An 18,590-nucleotide genomic window follows, 5' to 3' on the forward strand; every position below is an offset into this window, starting at 1 on the left:
ATCTTTTTATAAGCCTACAAAAATTTCAAAATTTCACTTGGATCATTAATTATATTATCTGTGTAGGCTTCTAGCATTTCTCTTGACCCAGTCCCACAAAGGACTCCTATTTTCACTGTGTCTTCTCCAAAAACCATATCAACCCTTGAGTCTCCAACAATTATTATTTCTTGGTCCTTAAGGGAATACTTTTCTTTAAAGACTTCGAGGCTCTCTCTATTAGGCTTCTTCTCATAAATATCTGCAGCTGCATAAAAATCTATATAAGAATCAAGATTTAAGTACTCCATAGAATACTTGGCCTGCCTATAGTTGTCCGATGTGAAAATCCCAATTAAGATTTCTCTTCTCTTCAAGACTTCAAAAAGACTTTTTAAGTCACAAGTTTCTCTTATAAAATTATTGTTTTCCTTTAGATAATTTAAGAGGTGATCATCAATCTCTTTATAAATTTTCCCTAAGTCTTCGTCAAGATACTTAGAAAAAATTATTGCCAGGTCCATAACAGTTTCTGATGAGAGAATAGAATTTTCCTCTACCCCACCATCTTCTCTTATACCAATTTCTTTAAAAAGTTTTTTCTTCTTATCCTCACCTATGGTTTTTTCTTCCAAAAATTCTACAATAGAATCTACCCATCCATCTGTATATTCCAGGAGGGTCCCATCCTTGTCAAATAATATTGCCTTTATCATACTAAATCTTTAAGTTCCTTCCAAGTTTTTATTTTTTTCTCACTTTTGTCTAAATTATAAAAGTAGGGATTAGTGAATCCATAGAGTTCTCCATCTTCACATCTAACATTTGCTCTGACATAGTGATAATTCTCGTCTAAGTTTAATTTCTCATACAAAGTATTTTCATAAATTTTATAAATATCACCATCTACTATTAATTCTATATGAAGTTTTTTGTCGTGAAAAGTGCTTTCTTCTAATTCCAAAGTAAATTCGGTCTCATTAACTTTTTTTAACTCAATTAATTTTTCACGGGAGACAGAAATTTTCCCTGCTAACATTGCCTTTTTGATTTCATTTTTTGAAAGATTCTTCGCAAAAATATAGGTCTTTGGATCTCCAAGAAGTGATGGATAGTCTGCATTTTCATATTTTTCATCTGGGTAAAGATGAGAGTCGCTTCCACCTATACCATAAATTTTATAGCCATTTTGAAGAAGTAAGTCCCAAGCTTTTAAAGCTTTTTCCACGGCATCAATAGAAGTCATATAAGTTGGATCATTTATTATTTCCATAAATTTTAAGTCATCTAAAGAATAATCATCAACTAAAAATTCAAAAGTTTCCATAAAGGGATGATTAATTGAATAAATTTCATCCTTTATTTCCCTTAAAACTTTTAATAACCACTCTTCAGTGTTAAGTCCCTCTACAGAATATTTTTTAAAAACAGATTCATTAGTGAAAAATACATTGATGTGGCCGTACTTCGATGTTATTTCTGTTCCTTCAATAATTAATAAGTCAGTTTCAGGAAATCTTGTCTGATTAAAGTTGTGGTCTGTTGGAGAAAAGAAGGACAGGCCTCTTTTTTTGCTACTTCAATATTTTCTTCTGGAGATAACTTACCATCAGAGTAAAAAGTATGAGTGTGAAAGTCACCAGCATACCACTTTTCTTCACTGCATTTGACTTCATCTTTTTCTATGTCCACTTCTTTTTTAGAATCAATAGGGCTTTTTTCATCTTCAATTTTTAAAATGACATCTCCTTCTTTGTGAAGAAGATAAGTTATTCTATAATCGCCACTCTCTAAATTTTCAAAGCCATTAGAGGACTTTAAGATATCCTTTGACATAAATCTTTCTGCATCTCTATTTGCTGTAATGCTACCCACAATTTCATTTTCTTTATAGACAAATAGACTTATGAAAAATTTTTCTCCTTTTAGACTAAACTTGATTGAATCCTTTATTAATTCATCCAATTTTATTTTTAACTCTATTTCATTGTATCCTTCTCTTAAATTTTTTATTATATTTTCCATATTTCTCCTTAAAAAAAGCTCTGGGACTTAACCCAAAGCTTGATTTTAATTTTTTTATTTCTTACTTATTTATTTCATCAAGAGCTGCCTGTGCAGTTTTTGCTGCTTCATCAAGGGCAGTCTTTGCATCAATATTTTGAAGCTCAACCTTATCAGCAGCAATGGAAAGTGCGTCTGTTATTTTTCCATCAGTTGGATCAATGAAAGCTGGTGAAGCATGCATTGCTTGTTCATAAGGAACCCCTGCATAAGGGTTTTCTTCGATAAATTTTTTGTATTCAGCTACATCTGCCGCAGATTTTCTTACTGGAATGTATCCAATTTTTTCTGACCACTTAGCAGAAACTTCTGGACTTGTGAAATAAGCTATCCATTCATAGGCTGCCTTTTGTTGTTCTTCACTTGCTGCTGCAGGAACAAGTAGTGAGTGTGCACCAGCCACTGGCTTTCCTGGGTTTCCATTAAGTCCCGGTTGTGGAAGTGATGAAATTTTTGTAAAGTCAAGATCTCCCTTGTCTCCTGATGAACCAGTGTAGGACATTGCTTCACCATTCATTACATCATCAATTGTTCTATACCAATATTCCCAGCCTTGTCCACCAGATTCAATTTTTGTAGTTTTGTTTTCAAAAATTTGTTGTCTTACAAAGTTCCATGAGTCAACCCATTCTTTGCTATTAATTAAAACTTTTTTTCCATCATCAGATAAAATTTTACCACCATTAGATAGAGCTATATCTATTAAGTTTTCATGATTATACATTACAAGGTGACCCCATTTTGCTATGCCCTTGTCTTGGATTTCCTTTGAATATTTAAAAGTATTTTCCCAAGTGTTAAATACTTCTTTTGGATCAAGTCCTGCCTTTTCAAGTAAGTCTTTTCTGTAATAAATTACTTGAGTTGTGCCATATGCTGGGAACCCGTAAACTTTGTCATCAACCATTGCCGGTTTCATAAAAACTTCAAGATAGTCGTCAATATGAGTTCTATCATCCATATATTTTGTTAAATCTGCAAGCATTCCGTCCTTTACTCTTAGTTCAATATTTGATCCAATGTAAACTGCTGGTGGCTCATTTGCTGCAATAGCTGCCTGAACTTTTTGGAAAGTTTCATTGTAGTCAGCTTGTTGAACACCAACAACCTTTACCTTATCTTGTGACTCGTTAAATTCTTTTATAATCTCTTTCATTGTTTCTCCAGCAACTGATCCAAGTCCATACCAAAATTGGATTTCAGTTTTGCCTTTTGAATCTGCTGTCTTTTCTTCCGTCTTCATTGCATTTTTTGCAGAACTTGAACATCCTGTAAAAATCATAAGTGCACATAGCATAAGTAATGCTGTCTTAAAAATTTTTTTCATGTTTTCTCCTTTTTAATTAAATTTTATCCTTTTATTCCACTATCAGATATTCCTTTTATAAACCATTTTTGTAAGACAATAAATAGTATTAAAAGTGGAAGAACTGATATAGTATTTCCCGCCATTAAAAGAGGTAAGTTTTCTCCAAAATTTCCCTGTGATGTGAAAAATTTATTTAGTCCAACGCTTATCAAATACTTTGATTTTGAATTTGTAATAAGTGATGGCCACATATAATTGTTATACATTGTTACAAATTGGATAAGTGCATTAGTAAGTATAGTTGATTTAGAAATAGGAAGTACAACTTTTAAAAGTATATCCATGTCACTTGCTCCATCCATTTCAGCAGCTTCTATTAGCTCCTTTGGCACCTCCTTAAAAGTGTTGTAGAGCATATAAATTGTAAAGACTGCCACTGAATTTGAAATAATAATTCCAGTCAAAGTGTCTATTAAATTTAATTTTGCAATTATTACATAGCTTGGCACATATGTTGTTGCAGCAGGAAGCATATAAGTCAAAAGAATCCCTTTAAACATCATGCCTCTTAGTTTAAAGGAAAATCTGTACATGCCATATGCAAGTAAAACCCCTGTGATAATTTGAAGAATTACTATTATAATTGATGTGACAATTGAATTTATAATATATAAATCAAAAGGTGCTAAATTTAATGCTCCAAGAAAATTCCTAAAGTCTAAAAAATCTGGTATAAAGCTAAGGGGCTTTCGCATAATTGATTCAGTAGTTTTAAAGGAATTTGAAATCATCCACATAAGTGGAAAAAATGTTATTATTGATAAAAATATAAGCACAAGGTGTCTCGCTATTTTTTTCATCATGCCTCCAACTTCTTTCTCATAAATATCATTAATAATGACAAAATTGCTGTTATTATTACAATGATAAGTGATATTGCACTTGCCTTACCCATATTAAACTCTTCAAATGCCATTTGATAGAACAGATATAGTAGAGTTCTAGTTGAACCTGCTGGACCACCTCTTGTCAAAACTGAAAACTGATCATAAGCTTGAATTGAGGTTATAAGATTCATAATTAGTAGGAAAAATGTGGTGCTCTTTGTCATTGGAAAATAAATATATTTTATTTTTTCAAAAATATTTATCCCTTCAAGTTTTCCTACTTCAAACAAGCTGTTTGGAATTTTACTCATGGCATCTGTATAAAATAACATTGCCCAGCCAGCATTCTTCCAAATTGTAACTATAATTACTGCAAGCATGGCTGTATTTTCATTACTTAACCAGTTGGGACCATCTATTCCAACTGTGGCAAGAATCCTATTTATTAGACCAACATCCCCTCTTAGCATCCATGACCAGACAATTGACATGGCAACCATTGGGGTTACCCAAGGAGAAAATAAAAAGCCTTGATAAATCAATTTACCTCTGAAATTTCCTTGCAAAAATAGGGCAAATATAAATCCCAAAAGTAAGACAGGCACCACTGTTCCAATTCCAAATACCAAAGTATTTTTAACAGCTTGCCAAAAAAAACCGTCTTGCAAGATGTACTTGTAATTACCCAGTCCAACAATATCGAAGTTTGGACTCACATAATTCCAATTTGTAAAAGAAATAATAAGTGATGCAAGCATTGGCAAAAACCAAAAAATTAAAAGTGGCAACATGGGAATTAAGAAGTAAGTCAAAAACTCTTTAAGTCCAAGCTTTCTCTCATAAGATTTTCTTATGCTAGTCTTCATAGTTTTCACCTATAAAAATTCTATCTCCAGAAAGCCTGTCAAAGAAGTAAGCCTTATCTTTTGGTATTTTTACAAAAAATCCACCATTATCCTTTAGTTTTTTATCTAAATCGCATTTCAAAATTATTTTGTTGGAAAATAAATTTCCTGAGATATTGTAATCAGATCCCAAAAGCTCAATTAAATTGACACTAAAAGGCAATCCGACGCTCTTTGAAAATTCAAGAGATTCTGGCCTTACTCCTAAAGTAATTTTCCCGTCAGCTAAACTTATACCGCTTAAAATTTTATTACCTTCATCATCATAGAAGTCACCAGCTTTAACTTCACCATTAATAAAATTCATAGCTGGAGAACCTAAAAATCCTGCAACAAAGGCATTAATAGGATTGGTGTAAAGCTCTCTTGGGCTTCCAATTTGCTGAATTACTCCATTGTTTAAACAGACAATTCTAGTTGCCATAGTCATAGCCTCAGTTTGATCGTGAGTGACATAAATGACAGTTGACCCCAGCTTGTTTTTTAAATTAACAATTTCTTCACGCATTTCAACTCTTAGTTTTGCATCTAAATTTGAAAGTGGCTCATCCATTAAAAATATGTCAGATTCTTTTACTATTGCCCTGCCCAATGCCACTCTTTGCATTTGACCACCAGATAAATCCTTGGGCTTCCTATTTAAGTAATTAGTCAAGTTTAAAATTTCTGCAGTACTTCTCACTTTTTCGTCAATTAATTTTTTGTCTAGTTTTCTAATTTTTAATCCAAAAGCTATATTTTCATAGACGCTTAAATGAGGATAAAGTGCATAGGACTGAAATACCATGGCAATATTTCTATCCTTTGGCAAAACATCGTTAGATAATTTCCCATCGATGTAAAGTTCTCCACTAGTTATGTCTTCAAGACCAGCAATCATCCTAAGACTTGTTGACTTTCCGCAACCAGAAGGACCAACAAATACAATAAATTCATTTTCTTTTATGTCAATGGAAAAATCTTTAACTGCATATTCCTCATTTTCTTCATATTTTTTGCATATATTTTTTAAGCTGATTTTGGACAAATCCTCTCCTCCTTTCACCTAGTTTATTCTACGTTTAATTTAAATATAAAAAATATATGGAAGGTAAATTATTTGTAAATTAGATAAAATTCATATCTTTAAAAAAAATTTGCAATTAAAAAGAGCTCACTCTAAATTAAGTGAACTCTAAAAAAATATTTTTTTATTTATTTTTAAACCATTCCTTCATAGTTCTCATTACTTTTCTAAGTTCTTCTTCACTTATTACATAGGGAACCATAGAATAAATATATTTCACAAAAGGCCTTGAGAAGACTCCTCTTTCATAGGCAAATTCTTGGAAGCCTTCTATGTCCTTGCCATCTTTAACTTCAATGCAAACGCAGGCTCCCATAATTCTCACTTCTTCAATTTTTTCATGAGTGAAGCCTTCCATCTCTTCTCTTTCGATTTCTTCAATCCTCTTGATCTTGCTCATAAAGTCTTCTTCTTGGAAAATTTCAAGACACTTAGAACCAACGGCACAAGCTAGTGGATTTCCCATAAAAGTTGGTCCATGCATAAGGGCATGTCTTGGGTCGTCATCATAAAAGGCATCGAAGACCTTCTTGTTGGCAACTGTAGCTGCATGGCCAAGGTAACCTCCTGTTAAGGCCTTGCCAAGGCAGATTATGTCAGGTAAGACTAGGTCTGCCACAAATCTATGACCAGTTCTTCCAAATCCTGTTGCTACTTCGTCAAATATTAGCAATACATTGTGCTCATCACAAAGTTCCCTTGCTCTTTCCAAAAAGGAAATGTCATACATCCTCATGCCACCAGCTCCTTGTAAGAGTGGTTCAACTATAAAGGAATTTAGCTTGTCCCCGTATTTTTCAAAGGCTTCTTCAAGGGCATCAATTTCTGTTGGAATGTTTACAACATACTTGCTCTTGCCATAGGCTTCTAGGACAAAATGATAGTCTTCGTCGTCACCCACCTCCATAGTCTTAAAGGTATCTCCATGATAGGCATTGGATAGAGCAAGGATCATGGTCCTGTCACTTTCTCCCTTGTTCATGTAGTATTGAAGGGCCATCTTTAGGGCAACTTCTACTGCCACAGAACCTGAGTCAGAGAAGAAGGGATAGTCTAGGTCTCCTGGCAAAAATTCCTTTAACTGGTTGGAAAGTCTTTCCACTGGCTCGTGAGTTAGGCCACCAAGCATAACGTGAGAAAATTTCTTAACTTGATCTATTAGGGCTTCATTTATTTTTTCATTTTTATAGCCGTAAATTGTTGACCACCAAGATGAAACTGAGTCAATCATGTCATTATCTTCTGTATAAAGGTGGACTCCCTTAGCATCTATGACCTTGTAAGGTGGCTTCATAGTTTTTAGTTGTTCATATGGATACCAAATCATTTTATATCTTAACTCCTATTCGTAAATCTCTTTCAGCTTTTCAACATCAATATCTAGGTCCTTGTCGCCCTTCTTTACACAAGCTAGGACTTCAAGACCTGACATATGCTCGCACATTTTTATATTATCTTCTTGCATGACATCTCCTGGTATAAAGTTGTTGAAAATTATTCCCTTGATCTTCATTCCCTTTTCCTTCATGTAAAAGGCTGTCAAGACCACATTATTTATAGTTCCAAGTCCTGCATCAGCAACAATAATAGTAGAAAGATTTGCTTTCTTTATGAAGTCTTCTAAATAAATCTCTTGATCATCAAATCTTAAGGGACAAAGAATGCCACCAGACCCTTCAAGAGTTATGTAGTCGTACTTGTCCTTTAGGTCTTCAAATTTTTCTATTGTATAATCAAGGTCTATTGGATTGCCTTCTATTTGTGCAGCTAAGTGAGGAGAGTAGGCATGCTCATAAACGTAGTGACACATTTCTTCAAGAGGCTGATCAATTCCTCCAAACTCTTTTACAAACTTCGCATCACCAGGTATGAGCTTTCCATCATCATCCTTGTCATTTCCACTCATAGCAGCCTTATAGTAGGCAGACTTTTCTCCTGCTTCGTGAAGTTTCTTCACTAGAAGACCAGCTACATAGGTCTTTCCAATTTCTGTTCCTGTTCCTGTTACAAAAATATTTTTACTCATTTTTTCTCCTTTAATTATAAGCCTTGTTAATAACTGGAATTAATCTCTTGCCAAGAAAGGCGCCTAAAAAGCACAAAACAATGTCTCCTGGCACTGCAAGTAAGAAGCAATAAATAATAATTGCCTTAACTCCAATAGGCGATCCCAAATAAAAATTGCTAATAAAGTAGTAATAAACCATGCCCATGATATAAACTATGGCGAGTCCCACAAAATTTGCCTTGAGAAGTCTCTTCATATCAGGTCTCTTGTCCTTGTTTGCAATCTTACCCGTAGCATAAGCACCAAAGGCAAAACCAATTATGTAACCAAAAGATGGCTTAAGGACATAGGCAAAACCCCCGCCTTCAGTAAAGACTGGGAGGCCTATTAGACCCAAGATTATGTAGACAAGGACTGCTGTGGCACCAAGCTCTGGTCCCAACAAAAGACCTGCAAGCATGGTAAATAAAAGTTGCAGGGTAAAGGGCAAGACTGGTATAGGTACTCTTATAAAAGTTCCCACAATAATAAGGGCAACAAATAGTGAACACATCACCAAGTCTCTCGCTTTTAAATTTTTCACACTAACCTCCAAATTTTTATTAGTAAACAATTACTTTAAATAAGTTAACATTTTCCTCTTTGTTTGTCAACTTATAAATTTTCATAGTTAACCTCGCTTTTCTTACTTAAGATTATTCTATTTCTTAAAAATCATTTTTAAAAAATAAAAAATTTACTTAATCAGAATTTGAATTAAGATAAGAATAAAAAATCCCATCTCATTAATATGAAATAGGATTTCAAATTCTTACTTTATAAAATTTTCTCACTCTATCAAATTATTTATTTCTTTCACTTAAAAATTTTTCATTGGCTTCTAATAGTTTTTTGTAATATTCATCATAAGAAGGTGATATTTTTCTAATCAAAGGGATAACTAGATCATAATAATTATTTTCCACCATATAAGTTCGTATCTTGTCAGAAATTTTTTTGACCTGGCTAGACTTATAGTCTTCACTTTCTTTAAAGTCTTCATAGGCCTTGACCTTGTCCCTATTATCTTCCATCCATTCCTCGTAATTATAGACAGCTTGAATCTTTCCCTGGTTAATAGCTTCTAAATCTTCTAAGTCAAAGTCCCTAGTCATCCTTTCAATATAGGCCTTCTCTTCTTCTGTAAAATTAAATTCTGGTAGGAAATCCAAAATTTTTATAAGTTCATTAAAGGCAGGTTCTTGGTCTTCTCCTAGCTTGTCCCCTAGGAAGGGCTTGTAGGAAATAAAGAAAATCTGGCCAAAGTATCCAGGGAAAACTCTTGTGAGTCTTTCATATATGGTCTCTTTCTTTTTTAAATCTTCAAGCTCTTTAGATACTTCTTCAAAGTTCTGTGATTTAATTAGCCTTTCTAATAAGTTCTTCTTAGCCTCTTCAAGTTCAAGTCGATACTGTCGATCTCTTAAAATGCTTCCAAGGTCTTCTTCCCTTGAATCTAAAATATTTTTTATTTCAGAAATACTGAGACCCAACTTCCTATATATAGAAATTTTTAAAAGCTTCTTCACGTCATCTTGTGAGTAAGCCCTATAATTATTCTCTCCCTTATGAGGTCTTATTAGTCCCTTGTCTTCATAATATAAAATTGCCTTCCTAGTTAGGCCAGTAATTTTTTCCACTTCACTTCGCTTCATAATCCACCTCCAAGCATAGGATAAGCCTGCCCCATGGGGCCAAGTCAATAGCTTTTAATTACATAAAAAAAGATACCCCTAAGGGTATCTCTTAAAATTAATTTTAAATTATCTTCTTCCAAGTTCTGCATCGTAGATATAAAGTCCAGACCAGCTTTCGTTAATTCTTTCAAGTCTTTCAACGATGTCTCTAAAGTTATCTTCTTCTTCAACTTGTTCGTCAACATACCATTGTAGAAGTGAAGTAACTCTGTGGTCGTTTTCTTCTACAGAAAGGTCTACAAGATCGTGTATTCTTCTTGTAACTTCTTTTTCGTGTTCTAATGCAGTCTTAAATGTTTCTGTGAAAGTACCAAATTCAGTTTCAGGTTTATCAATTCCTTCAAGGTCTGGTCTTACATCAATTTCAAATAAGAATCTTCTTAATTTTTCAGCGTGTTCAAATTCTTCTTCTGCTTGTTTGTTAAAGAAGTGAGCAAATCCGCTCATGCCCTTGTCTTCAACATAGTTTGCCATTGAATAATAAATATATCCTGATTCAACTTCGAAATTGTATTGTTCAATAAGTCCTTTAATTAGTTTACTTTCCATTATTAAAAACCTCCAAGTTTTATATTTTCATTTTAAGCTCATCGCTTCTATTCTTAAGTTACCCAGGAAGATTATTTCTAAACAATTTATTTTAAAATTCCTAGGTTATCTATAGAGATTTTAATATTATTTTTGAATTTGAATTCCAGCTTATTTATCTCATCTGTATTTAAATTGGATGTTTGTTTTTTAAAGTCTTCTAGTGGGATTATAAGGGTTTGAGGTCCAAACCTTTCATAATAATCGTCATCAAGATAGTCTGCTTTGTAGAGATAGGACCTTGTCATAGGTATAAGTTTTTTATAATCACTTAGACTTAAAGTCGAAGCATTGCCCCAAGTATCTTGGATTTCTAAATCAATATCTCCTTCTATCTCTTCAAAGTTTAAATTTTCTATATCAAATTGTAAAAACTTTCCACTAGGAATTTTTTCTGTAAACCTAAAGGCATAATTTGAATTTTTATTTGCATCAATAAAAACCCCTGTTGTCTTAGAATTCTTCTCTCCATAATCGTGGCTGTCTTCATAAATTTTTGCCAAGTTGGAGAAATTTATTATTCCTCCGGGGATTGATGTCGTAGTTATGTCATAGTCCTCTTCAAAGTCTGCAAGTTTTATAAAATCCGAATCCATATACCTTGTGTAGTAATTTGTCTCTGGAAGGTCGCCGTACTTGTAAGGACCTTCTTTAAAGATTTCTCTGTTATAAGTTTTGCCAAAGACATTTTCCAAAAAGTTTAGGGTGTAGATCGAAAGGATCTCTCTTTGCTTATTACCATCAAGGAGTTCTTTTCTATTTAAGAAAAGTCCCTCCCCTGGATCTGCGTCAAAGTCTCCCCAAAGTTTGTTGAAGTTGCCGTGGTTGGCATATCCAAGATAGACTCCAGCCTTAAAATTATCTTTTTCACCAGAGAAAATTACATTGTCATATAGGAGCATGCCCTCGAATCCATCAACATCTGCGTCATTTGTCCCAGCAATAGTCAAGTAATTTACATCTCTTAAAATTAAATTTTTGCCTCCTGGTTTATATTGATTATAAGTCGGAGCAACTGTAATTATTCCTTTGATGTCAAAGTCATACTTGTGAGAAATTTTTCCATCATCTGGATGAAACTTAAGCTCATTAAAGTTATAGGCAATAGCTGCTGCCTCTCCACCTCTTGAATGACCCATTAGGGCAATATTATTCTTGTCAAATCTCTTGTAAAGAACACTGTCTTTATTCCTATTTCTCTTAAAGATATTTTCCATATTTTCAAGAAGAAGAACTGCCCTTGCATCATTTTCATTTCCAAGACCATAAGACATAAATCCATTTAACATGTTCATGTCCACAGAAACCATTGCAATTCCTCTTTTAGCGAGATAGCGGCCAAGATAATCATAGCCAAGATAATTTTTTGTTGTGAACCTGTGGTTGCCATGGGCTACAAATAAGACTGGGGCATTCTCCAAGTCTTTTGGAGCGTATATCCTTCCCTTGACTTCTGTCTTGTTAAGACCCTTGCCAAAGAACTTGTCCCTTATTTTTTTTGTCCTGCCAGAATAATAAACAAAGTCTCTTAAGTTTACTGGGTCGGCTTCATAGTCAATGACTTCTACCTTATATCTCTCTGCCTTGCCGGCAATTTTATTTTTTTCTCCCTCAATTTTATAAATTTCTCCAGAATCAAAACCTGGGAAAACCATAAAATATACTGAAGCGCCCAAGATTATTCCACTTGGCAATAAAAATAAAAGTGCCAACTTTTTCTTATTTCTCCCAAAAGAAATTAAAGATTTTGAAAAAGTCACAAGGACTATAAAGGCTGCAGCAATAAAAATAATTTCAAAATAGTCTATGTCTACATAATAAAGGCATTCATCATAAAAATATTTTAAACCACATATTAGCATTCCATAGATGGCAAGATTTTTTGCCCTAACTCTTTTTAAAAGCAAAAATCCTATTTTTAAAACTTGCCAAATAAGAAAGTAGGCAAGATAAAATAAGACTGCAAGACCTAAGAAGGCCAGGCTCTTTGGAATATTAAAATCCGAAATATAGTAATAAAAAAAGGTGGCAGAAAATAAAGATATTATTGCCACCATTATAAGGGCAAAGCCATTGGCCCTGCCAAAATGTCTCTTAAAAAAATTATTAATCTTATTGGAAATTTTAACTAAAAAATTATTTATCTTCATAACAAAGGGGATAAGACCTCATCCTATCCCTAATCCCTCTCTAACTCCACTAGTTCTTTTTCATCGTACTCTTCTACATTTAAGTTTCTTGATCCATCTATAAAGGACTTGTTAAACTCTCGAGTCCTCTTGATTTCAGAAAGTTCCATATAGACAGTTTCTTTTTCATCATCAACTTCAAACATAACCTTTACAAGTTCTTGTATTGTATAAGTCGATACAACTGTTCCCTTTCCTCTTTCAGTCCTTACGATCTCACCAGGTCTTGGCATCCTCTTGTTAATACATTCGTAGCCGTCCTGCTCATATTTTAGACAGCACATAAGCCTGCCGCAAATTCCAGAAATTTTTGTTGGGTTAAGACTTAGGTTTTGGTCCTTAGCCATCTTTATTGAAACTGGCGAAAACTCACTTAAGAAAGTTGAGCAGCAAGTTGGTCTGCCACAACATCCAAGTCCACCAACATATTTGGCCTCATCACGTACTCCAATTTGTCTAAGCTCTATCCTAGTCCTAAAGATTGAAGCCAGGTCTCTTACAAGTTCCCTAAAGTCTACTCTTCCATCAGCTGTGAAGTAAAACAATAATTTTGACCTGTCAAAGGTATATTCACAGGAAATTAACTTCATATCAAGTCCATGCTCTTCCACCTTTTGCTCACAAATTATTATTGCTTCCTTGGCCTTATTCCTATTTTCCACATTGATATTTTTATCCTCGTCAGTTGCAAGGCGGATCACAGGTTTTAGTTCTCCCTTGATTGTCTCCTCGTCCACTTCTTTTAAAAGCTCAACTGCTCCAAACTCAAGGCCCCTCACAGTTTCAACAATAACATAATCTCCAACATTTAAATCTATATCAATGGGATCAAAATAATAGATTTTTCCAGTTCTCTTGAACCTTACTCCTGCTATTTCTATCATCTAATTCCCCCTAAATCTATTAAAAGCTTCTCTATATTTAAATCAAAATTCACATTTTTTTCCTTGCGACCCAGGGCATTAATAAGGGCATCGTAGGACTCAACTGCCCTATCAATGGACAAGTCTTGGAGCTTCAAGATGTCTAGCTTGTCAATATTTACAACAAGGTCCTCTCTCCCACTCTTAACATAAACTAAGTCCAGATACCAGACTATCATAAAATTTAAGATTTCCTTAAAATCATCTTTATTGTCTTTAAAAAATTTCATTTCATCAAAAATAAACTCTGTCTGCCTTATTACCCTATCAGTCATATTTATTATATCTTCTCTTTTTGATAGGAGCTCAGGATCTTCAGAATATTTTATGGCAAGACTCACATCTCCATTGGATAGTCTAGAAAAAAGTTTGGCATTCCTAGGAGATACCTTCCTAGAAAGCAAAAATTCTTCAATCCTATCTTGAGTTAAGTCTTGAAATTTTAAAATCCTACACCTTGAAATAATTGTTGGAAGAATATTTCTCATGTTGCTTGAAATTAAAATTAGGATCAAATAATCCATGGGTTCTTCCAAGGTCTTTAAGAGGGCATTTTGTCCCTCAGCTGTTACCCTATCGAAGTCATCAATAATAACGATCTTGTGACTCCCAGAAAAGGGTTTTGCAAAAGAATTTTCGATTATCTCTTCTATATCTTGTTTTTTTATCGTGTCCTTCTTTTGTACCACATAGAGGTCTGCATCTTCAAAGTCGTCAATCCCACTAAAAAATCTTATGCCTTCAGGATCTTCATTTAAGATGGACCTGGCAAAGTTTTTTGCATGGGAAAATTTACCTATGCCCTTGCTGCCTGAAAAAAGATAGGCATGGCTATATGACTTGTTTAAAAGATCTCCCTCTAAGCTATTTATTACGGACCTATTCTCTAAAAACATTAAATTCTCTTTGACTCTTCCAAATCAACTACAAAAATTGTAGCCCCAGAAACCTTAAAGTCCCCTTCTTCCATGTGGACATCTTCAGATTCTGTTTCTTCTTTAAAGATTTCATAAATCCTATCAATTTCATCTTCCTTACAACCTAAGAGAAGGGTAGTATTTCCTGATTTGAAAAAACCACCAGTTGAGGAAAGTCTAGTTACATAAATGTCTTCATCTAAAAATCTATCTATAAGTCCATCAGTATATTTTTCTTGGACTATTGCAATCATCATTTTCATAATATCACCTAAAACCTCTTGAAATCTACAACATTAGTTACAAAAATTGTGGCTCCCCCAACCTTTACTGTTATAGGCACTGGGATCATGGCTTGACCAGGAATGTTAACTGGTTGGATTGTCCTCTTTACCTCCCTAGTCTTGGAGTTTTCTTCAAGTATTTGCATAAACTTGTCAAGTTCTTCATCTTCTATACCTGAAAGGATTGTCACATTTCCCGCCTTTAAAAACCCACCAGTGGAACTAATCTTAGTAACCTTAAAATTATTGTCATTAAGATTTTTTATTAGATTTTCGCTGTCCTCATCTTGGACAATTGCGATTACAAGTTTCACAAAATCTTCCTTTCTTTAAGAATCTTCATGCAGTCGCCGAAGACCTCTTCTATAGTCTGATTCACATCTATAAAATAATAATTTTCTTCTTTTTCTAAATTATTATAGTAGTCCCTTATCTTCTTGTGGAAGTCATCTCCTTCGCATTCTAACCTGTCGTAGCAGGCTTGGTCCTTCCTCGTTAAGGTAGAGTTATTTGTCCTAAATATAAAAACTATGTCTGGCTTCTTGCCACCAGTTGCAAAATCATTTATCGCCCTAATGTCCTCTAGTTTTTGTCCCCTAGCATGTCCTTGGTAGGCTAGAGACGATAGGACATATCTCTCACAGAGAACTGTGGTCCCATCCTCTAAGGCAGGAATAATTTTTTCATAAGTATGCTGAGCTCTTGAAGCAGAGTAAAGTAGGGCTTCTGTCCTCATATCCATTTCTTTTAAGTCCTTATCCAGGATAATTTCCCTAATTTTTTCTGAAATCCTAGTTCCTCCTGGCTCCCTAGTCTTTATAGTCCTTATATTATTTTTTAAAAGTTCTTCATATACTAAGTTGCAAATTGTAGACTTACCAGACCCATCTGGACCTTCAAATGTTATAAAAGCGCTCATCTAACTACCTCAATCATATCTCCTAAAAGTCCAATGACTTCTATTCCTTCATCTAAAAATTTATCTATTGTCTCAATTATTTCTTCTGTTATTACTTCCCCAAAGGCCACCAAGGGAACTCCTGGTGGGTAGGCCCCAATAATTTCCTTTGAAATCCTGCCTTTTGCATCTTTATAAGATATTCTCTCTCCCTCACTTAAGAAGGCCTCCTTTGGCAAGAGCCTCTTTTCTGGAAGGGGAAAGTCTTGGGGAATAATTTTTTTATAAGGACCATCTCCGTAGGATAAAATTGCATCTCTTAAAGTCTCTAGGTCTTCACTTGTGTTGATAGGAGAAACAATCCCCAGGGCATAGTAAAGGTCTCCCATTTCAAGCCTTATGTCCTTATTTAAAATAAAATCTTCAACCACTTCTTCTCCAGTCATGCCAGCTATCCTAAATAAAAACTTCATGGGGTCATTGGCAATTATAGACTGGTGGCTCAAATCTAGGTCATAATTTATTGCATCTTTAAGATTTTTTATTTCCTCAGTTCTTTTTTTTAATTCACTTCTTCCTTCCCTATCCATGTAAGCAAGACCTGCTTCAATTGAGAGCATGACTAAGTAAGATGGGGAAGTTGTGTTATAAATATTTATATACTTTAAAAGATCTTCATGAGAAAACCTATCTGTACCCCTGTGAATAAGGGCAGCTTGAGTAAGAGATGGGATCATCTTGTGGGTTGAATTTATAACAAGGTCAGCACCTGCATCTAAGGCCGAATATTTCTTCAAGTCCGAAAAATAAAGATGGGCTCCGTGAGCCTCGTCAACAATTACTGGAATATCTTTTTCATGTAAGATTTCAATAATTTCTTTTAGCTTTAAGATTCCACCAAAATAATTTGGAGAAACCAAAACGCAGGCTGTGATTTTATTTTTCTCTATTTTTTCTCTAAGTTCATCTAAATCAATGCCAAAATACATGGCACGGTCCTTGTCATAAATTGTATTTAGATAAACTGGGTCCAGGTCATTAAGTAAAAGGCCATTGTAAATAGACTTGTGGGTGTTTCTCTGTATCAAAACCTTATCCCCTGGTCTAGTAGCCATGGCAATGGCAATGTGAAGGGCTCCTGTGGACCCATTTGTTGTCATAAAGGATTCCCTTGAGCCAAAGACCTTGCTAATTTCCTTATGGAGGTCATCTATTACCCAAGATGGATTTAACAAGTTGTCTGTTCCATAAATTTCTGTCAAATCTCTTTTTATGTCCAAGTCAAAAAAGTCTTTTCCCTTGTGACCTGGCATCCCAAAGGATATTTTATTTTTTACTTCATTTATCTTTTCACTTAAAGGCCTCTTCATCTCTTCTCCTAACTTCTCTTAATTATACTATAATTTGGAGGACTTTAAAAGTTGGGACCTATTTATAAAAGTTCCCCTTTATGGAAACTTCTCCACTGGAAAGGGTGATTTTCTCTTCTCCTGTGTCGACGATTAGGTTGCCCTTTTCATTAATATCGTAGCCCACAGCAGAGTACTTCTTGCCGTTTAATTCAAAGGTCAAGTCCTTGCCGATAACAAGTGAATGAGTCTTGTAGTAATCTATAATTTCTTCGTCGGACCTATTATAATTATTTTCATAAAAGGCATTTAAGATGGATGATAGAATTTCATTTCTAATTACATCTGTTCCAATATAACCAGCAATATCTTTTAAGTCCTTGAAGCTGTCGTCTTTTGGCTCATTTACATTTATTCCAATTCCAACAATAACTGATTTTACACTTCTTGACTCAAAGTCTGCATCAAGCTCTGATAGGATTCCACAAATTTTCTTACCATTAATAAATAAATCATTGACCCACTTTATTTCTGCTTGCTCGCCCGTTGCTTCTTTAATTCCCTGGGCAACAGAAACGGCAGCCTTAACTGTAATCAAATCAAAGTATGAAAAGTCAAAGAAGTCCTTTGGATGAAGAACTATGCTAAAGTAAACTCCACTTCCCTTAGGAGATGCGAAGGACTTGCCCGTTCTTCCCCTGCCACCCTTTTGCATGTCAGAAACTATTACTGTAAAATCTTTGACATCTTGAGAGTAAAGCTTTCTCTTGGCCTCTGTATTTGTTGAGTCAATTTCATCAAAGACTATAATATCTATGTCCTTTAACTCTTCTCTTAGTCCCTTTCTTATTCCCTCATCAGAAAGTTTGTCGTCGCTTTCTATGAGCTTATATCCAAGTTTTGTTTGAGATTCTATTTGAAAGCCTTCTTCTTTTAAATTGTTAATCGCCTTCCAAATGGCAGTTCTTGAAATATTTAATTTTTCTGCCAATTCTTGACCAGAAATATAGGAAGCCCTATTTCTTTCTAATTCTTTTAATACTATATCCTTAGTTTTCAATTTATCACCTTATTCTTGACATTATTTATTTTCTACTGTACAATAAGTTTCTAGGCCGTGGAGAGATGTCCGAGAGGTTGAAGGAGCCCGCCTGGAAAGCGAGTATACACGAAAGTGTATCGGGGGTTCGAATCCCCCTCTCTCCGCCATCGCCATGCTAAGCGGGAAATTAGCGATGTCCTGTACCTGCGATTCGCTACAGCAGGGCTGAATTCCCATTAGAGGATTTTAATTTTGCAGTCTGCCCCTTATAAGTGGTGTTGATGATTGGGTCCTGCGCAACAGAAACTTGTGAACCGTGTCAGATTTTGATCGAAGCAGCACTAAGCAAGACCTTTTGTGTGCCGCATGGGTCGCCTAATCTGAGCTAACTGTAAGGGTAACGTGTGAGATTAACTTTCGACTTTGGGTGCATGGCTACATATTTA

Annotated in this window: 20 protein-coding genes, 1 tRNA gene and 1 other RNA gene; 2 read left to right on the plus strand and 20 right to left on the minus strand. The window is 34.6% G+C overall.

What is annotated here, in order from left to right; translation table 11 throughout:
- Positions 1-14: 14 nt before the first annotated feature.
- The 20 genes from DRZ96_RS01980 to DRZ96_RS02075 form a co-directional block, all read right to left on the minus strand.
- Entirely contained in the window at positions 15-695 is a 681-nt protein-coding gene (locus DRZ96_RS01980; protein ID WP_112889373.1) for an HAD family hydrolase, read from the minus strand.
- Positions 692-1,540, minus strand: coding sequence for a CehA/McbA family metallohydrolase (locus tag DRZ96_RS01985; protein WP_172605480.1), 849 nt, complete (start codon positions 1,538-1,540; stop codon positions 692-694). Before DRZ96_RS01985 ends, DRZ96_RS01980 begins: the two co-directional genes overlap by 4 nt.
- Positions 1,474-2,004: a PHP domain-containing protein gene (locus DRZ96_RS01990; protein ID WP_112889231.1), complete on the minus strand. Its 531-nt coding sequence runs from the start codon at positions 2,002-2,004 to the stop codon at positions 1,474-1,476. Before DRZ96_RS01990 ends, DRZ96_RS01985 begins: the two co-directional genes overlap by 67 nt.
- Positions 2,005-2,065: 61 nt before the next feature.
- On the minus strand, positions 2,066-3,370 hold the full coding sequence (locus tag DRZ96_RS01995; RefSeq protein ID WP_112889235.1) for an ABC transporter substrate-binding protein: 1,305 nt from the start codon (positions 3,368-3,370) through the stop codon (positions 2,066-2,068).
- Positions 3,371-3,393: 23 nt separating this feature from the next.
- Positions 3,394-4,212 carry a carbohydrate ABC transporter permease gene (locus DRZ96_RS02000; RefSeq protein WP_236587211.1) on the minus strand — a complete coding sequence of 273 codons (819 nt, stop codon included), beginning with the start codon at positions 4,210-4,212 and terminating at the stop codon, positions 3,394-3,396.
- Positions 4,212-5,105 carry a carbohydrate ABC transporter permease gene (locus tag DRZ96_RS02005; protein ID WP_112889375.1) on the minus strand — a complete coding sequence of 298 codons (894 nt, stop codon included), beginning with the start codon at positions 5,103-5,105 and terminating at the stop codon, positions 4,212-4,214. Before DRZ96_RS02005 ends, DRZ96_RS02000 begins: the two co-directional genes overlap by 1 nt.
- Positions 5,095-6,171, minus strand: coding sequence for an ABC transporter ATP-binding protein (locus DRZ96_RS02010; RefSeq protein ID WP_112889376.1), 1,077 nt, complete (start codon positions 6,169-6,171; stop codon positions 5,095-5,097). The genes DRZ96_RS02005 and DRZ96_RS02010 overlap by 11 nt, the downstream gene beginning before the upstream one ends.
- 163 nt (positions 6,172-6,334) lie before the next feature.
- The gene (gene bioA, locus DRZ96_RS02015) at positions 6,335-7,537 is read right to left on the minus strand and encodes an adenosylmethionine--8-amino-7-oxononanoate transaminase (protein WP_112889377.1); all 1,203 of its coding nucleotides are present in this window, start codon (positions 7,535-7,537) and stop codon (positions 6,335-6,337) included.
- 15 nt (positions 7,538-7,552) lie between these two features.
- Positions 7,553-8,236, minus strand: a complete 684-nt coding sequence (gene bioD, locus DRZ96_RS02020; RefSeq protein WP_112889378.1) for a dethiobiotin synthase — start codon at positions 8,234-8,236, stop codon at positions 7,553-7,555.
- 10 nt (positions 8,237-8,246) lie between these two features.
- Entirely contained in the window at positions 8,247-8,801 is a 555-nt protein-coding gene (locus tag DRZ96_RS02025; RefSeq protein WP_112889379.1) for a biotin transporter BioY, read from the minus strand.
- A 259-nt stretch (positions 8,802-9,060) separates the two neighbouring features.
- On the minus strand, positions 9,061-9,912 hold the full coding sequence (locus DRZ96_RS02030; RefSeq protein WP_112889380.1) for a MerR family transcriptional regulator: 852 nt from the start codon (positions 9,910-9,912) through the stop codon (positions 9,061-9,063).
- Positions 9,913-10,020: 108 nt separating this feature from the next.
- Positions 10,021-10,503 carry a ferritin gene (locus tag DRZ96_RS02035; protein WP_070701801.1) on the minus strand — a complete coding sequence of 161 codons (483 nt, stop codon included), beginning with the start codon at positions 10,501-10,503 and terminating at the stop codon, positions 10,021-10,023.
- 86 nt (positions 10,504-10,589) lie between these two features.
- Positions 10,590-12,692, minus strand: a complete 2,103-nt coding sequence (locus tag DRZ96_RS02040; RefSeq protein WP_112889381.1) for an alpha/beta hydrolase family protein — start codon at positions 12,690-12,692, stop codon at positions 10,590-10,592.
- Positions 12,693-12,721: 29 nt separating this feature from the next.
- Positions 12,722-13,615: a PSP1 domain-containing protein gene (locus tag DRZ96_RS02045; RefSeq protein ID WP_112889382.1), complete on the minus strand. Its 894-nt coding sequence runs from the start codon at positions 13,613-13,615 to the stop codon at positions 12,722-12,724.
- Positions 13,612-14,550: a DNA polymerase III subunit gene (locus DRZ96_RS02050; RefSeq protein ID WP_112889383.1), complete on the minus strand. Its 939-nt coding sequence runs from the start codon at positions 14,548-14,550 to the stop codon at positions 13,612-13,614. Before DRZ96_RS02050 ends, DRZ96_RS02045 begins: the two co-directional genes overlap by 4 nt.
- Entirely contained in the window at positions 14,550-14,834 is a 285-nt protein-coding gene (locus tag DRZ96_RS02055) for a cyclic-di-AMP receptor (RefSeq protein WP_070701793.1), read from the minus strand. Before DRZ96_RS02055 ends, DRZ96_RS02050 begins: the two co-directional genes overlap by 1 nt.
- Before the next feature lie 8 nt (positions 14,835-14,842).
- Positions 14,843-15,169: a cyclic-di-AMP receptor gene (locus DRZ96_RS02060; protein WP_112889384.1), complete on the minus strand. Its 327-nt coding sequence runs from the start codon at positions 15,167-15,169 to the stop codon at positions 14,843-14,845.
- Positions 15,166-15,774, minus strand: a complete 609-nt coding sequence (gene tmk / locus DRZ96_RS02065) for a dTMP kinase (RefSeq protein ID WP_112889385.1) — start codon at positions 15,772-15,774, stop codon at positions 15,166-15,168. The genes DRZ96_RS02060 and tmk overlap by 4 nt, the downstream gene beginning before the upstream one ends.
- A complete protein-coding gene (locus DRZ96_RS02070; RefSeq protein ID WP_112889386.1) occupies positions 15,771-17,123 on the minus strand; it encodes an aminotransferase class I/II-fold pyridoxal phosphate-dependent enzyme in 1,353 nt (450 codons plus the stop codon). Before DRZ96_RS02070 ends, tmk begins: the two co-directional genes overlap by 4 nt.
- A gap of 58 nt (positions 17,124-17,181) precedes the next feature.
- Entirely contained in the window at positions 17,182-18,162 is a 981-nt protein-coding gene (locus DRZ96_RS02075) for a biotin--[acetyl-CoA-carboxylase] ligase (RefSeq protein WP_112889387.1), read from the minus strand.
- 59 nt (positions 18,163-18,221) lie between these two features.
- Here DRZ96_RS02075 and DRZ96_RS02080 point away from each other — a divergent pair.
- Positions 18,222-18,311, plus strand: a tRNA-Ser gene (locus tag DRZ96_RS02080).
- A gap of 3 nt (positions 18,312-18,314) precedes the next feature.
- Positions 18,315-18,579: signal recognition particle sRNA large type (gene ffs, locus DRZ96_RS02085), an RNA gene on the plus strand.
- Positions 18,580-18,590: the final 11 nt, after the last annotated feature.

The organism is Peptoniphilus harei (genome assembly GCF_900454685.1).
GTDB classification, from domain to species: Bacteria; Bacillota; Clostridia; order Tissierellales; family Peptoniphilaceae; genus Peptoniphilus_A; species Peptoniphilus_A harei.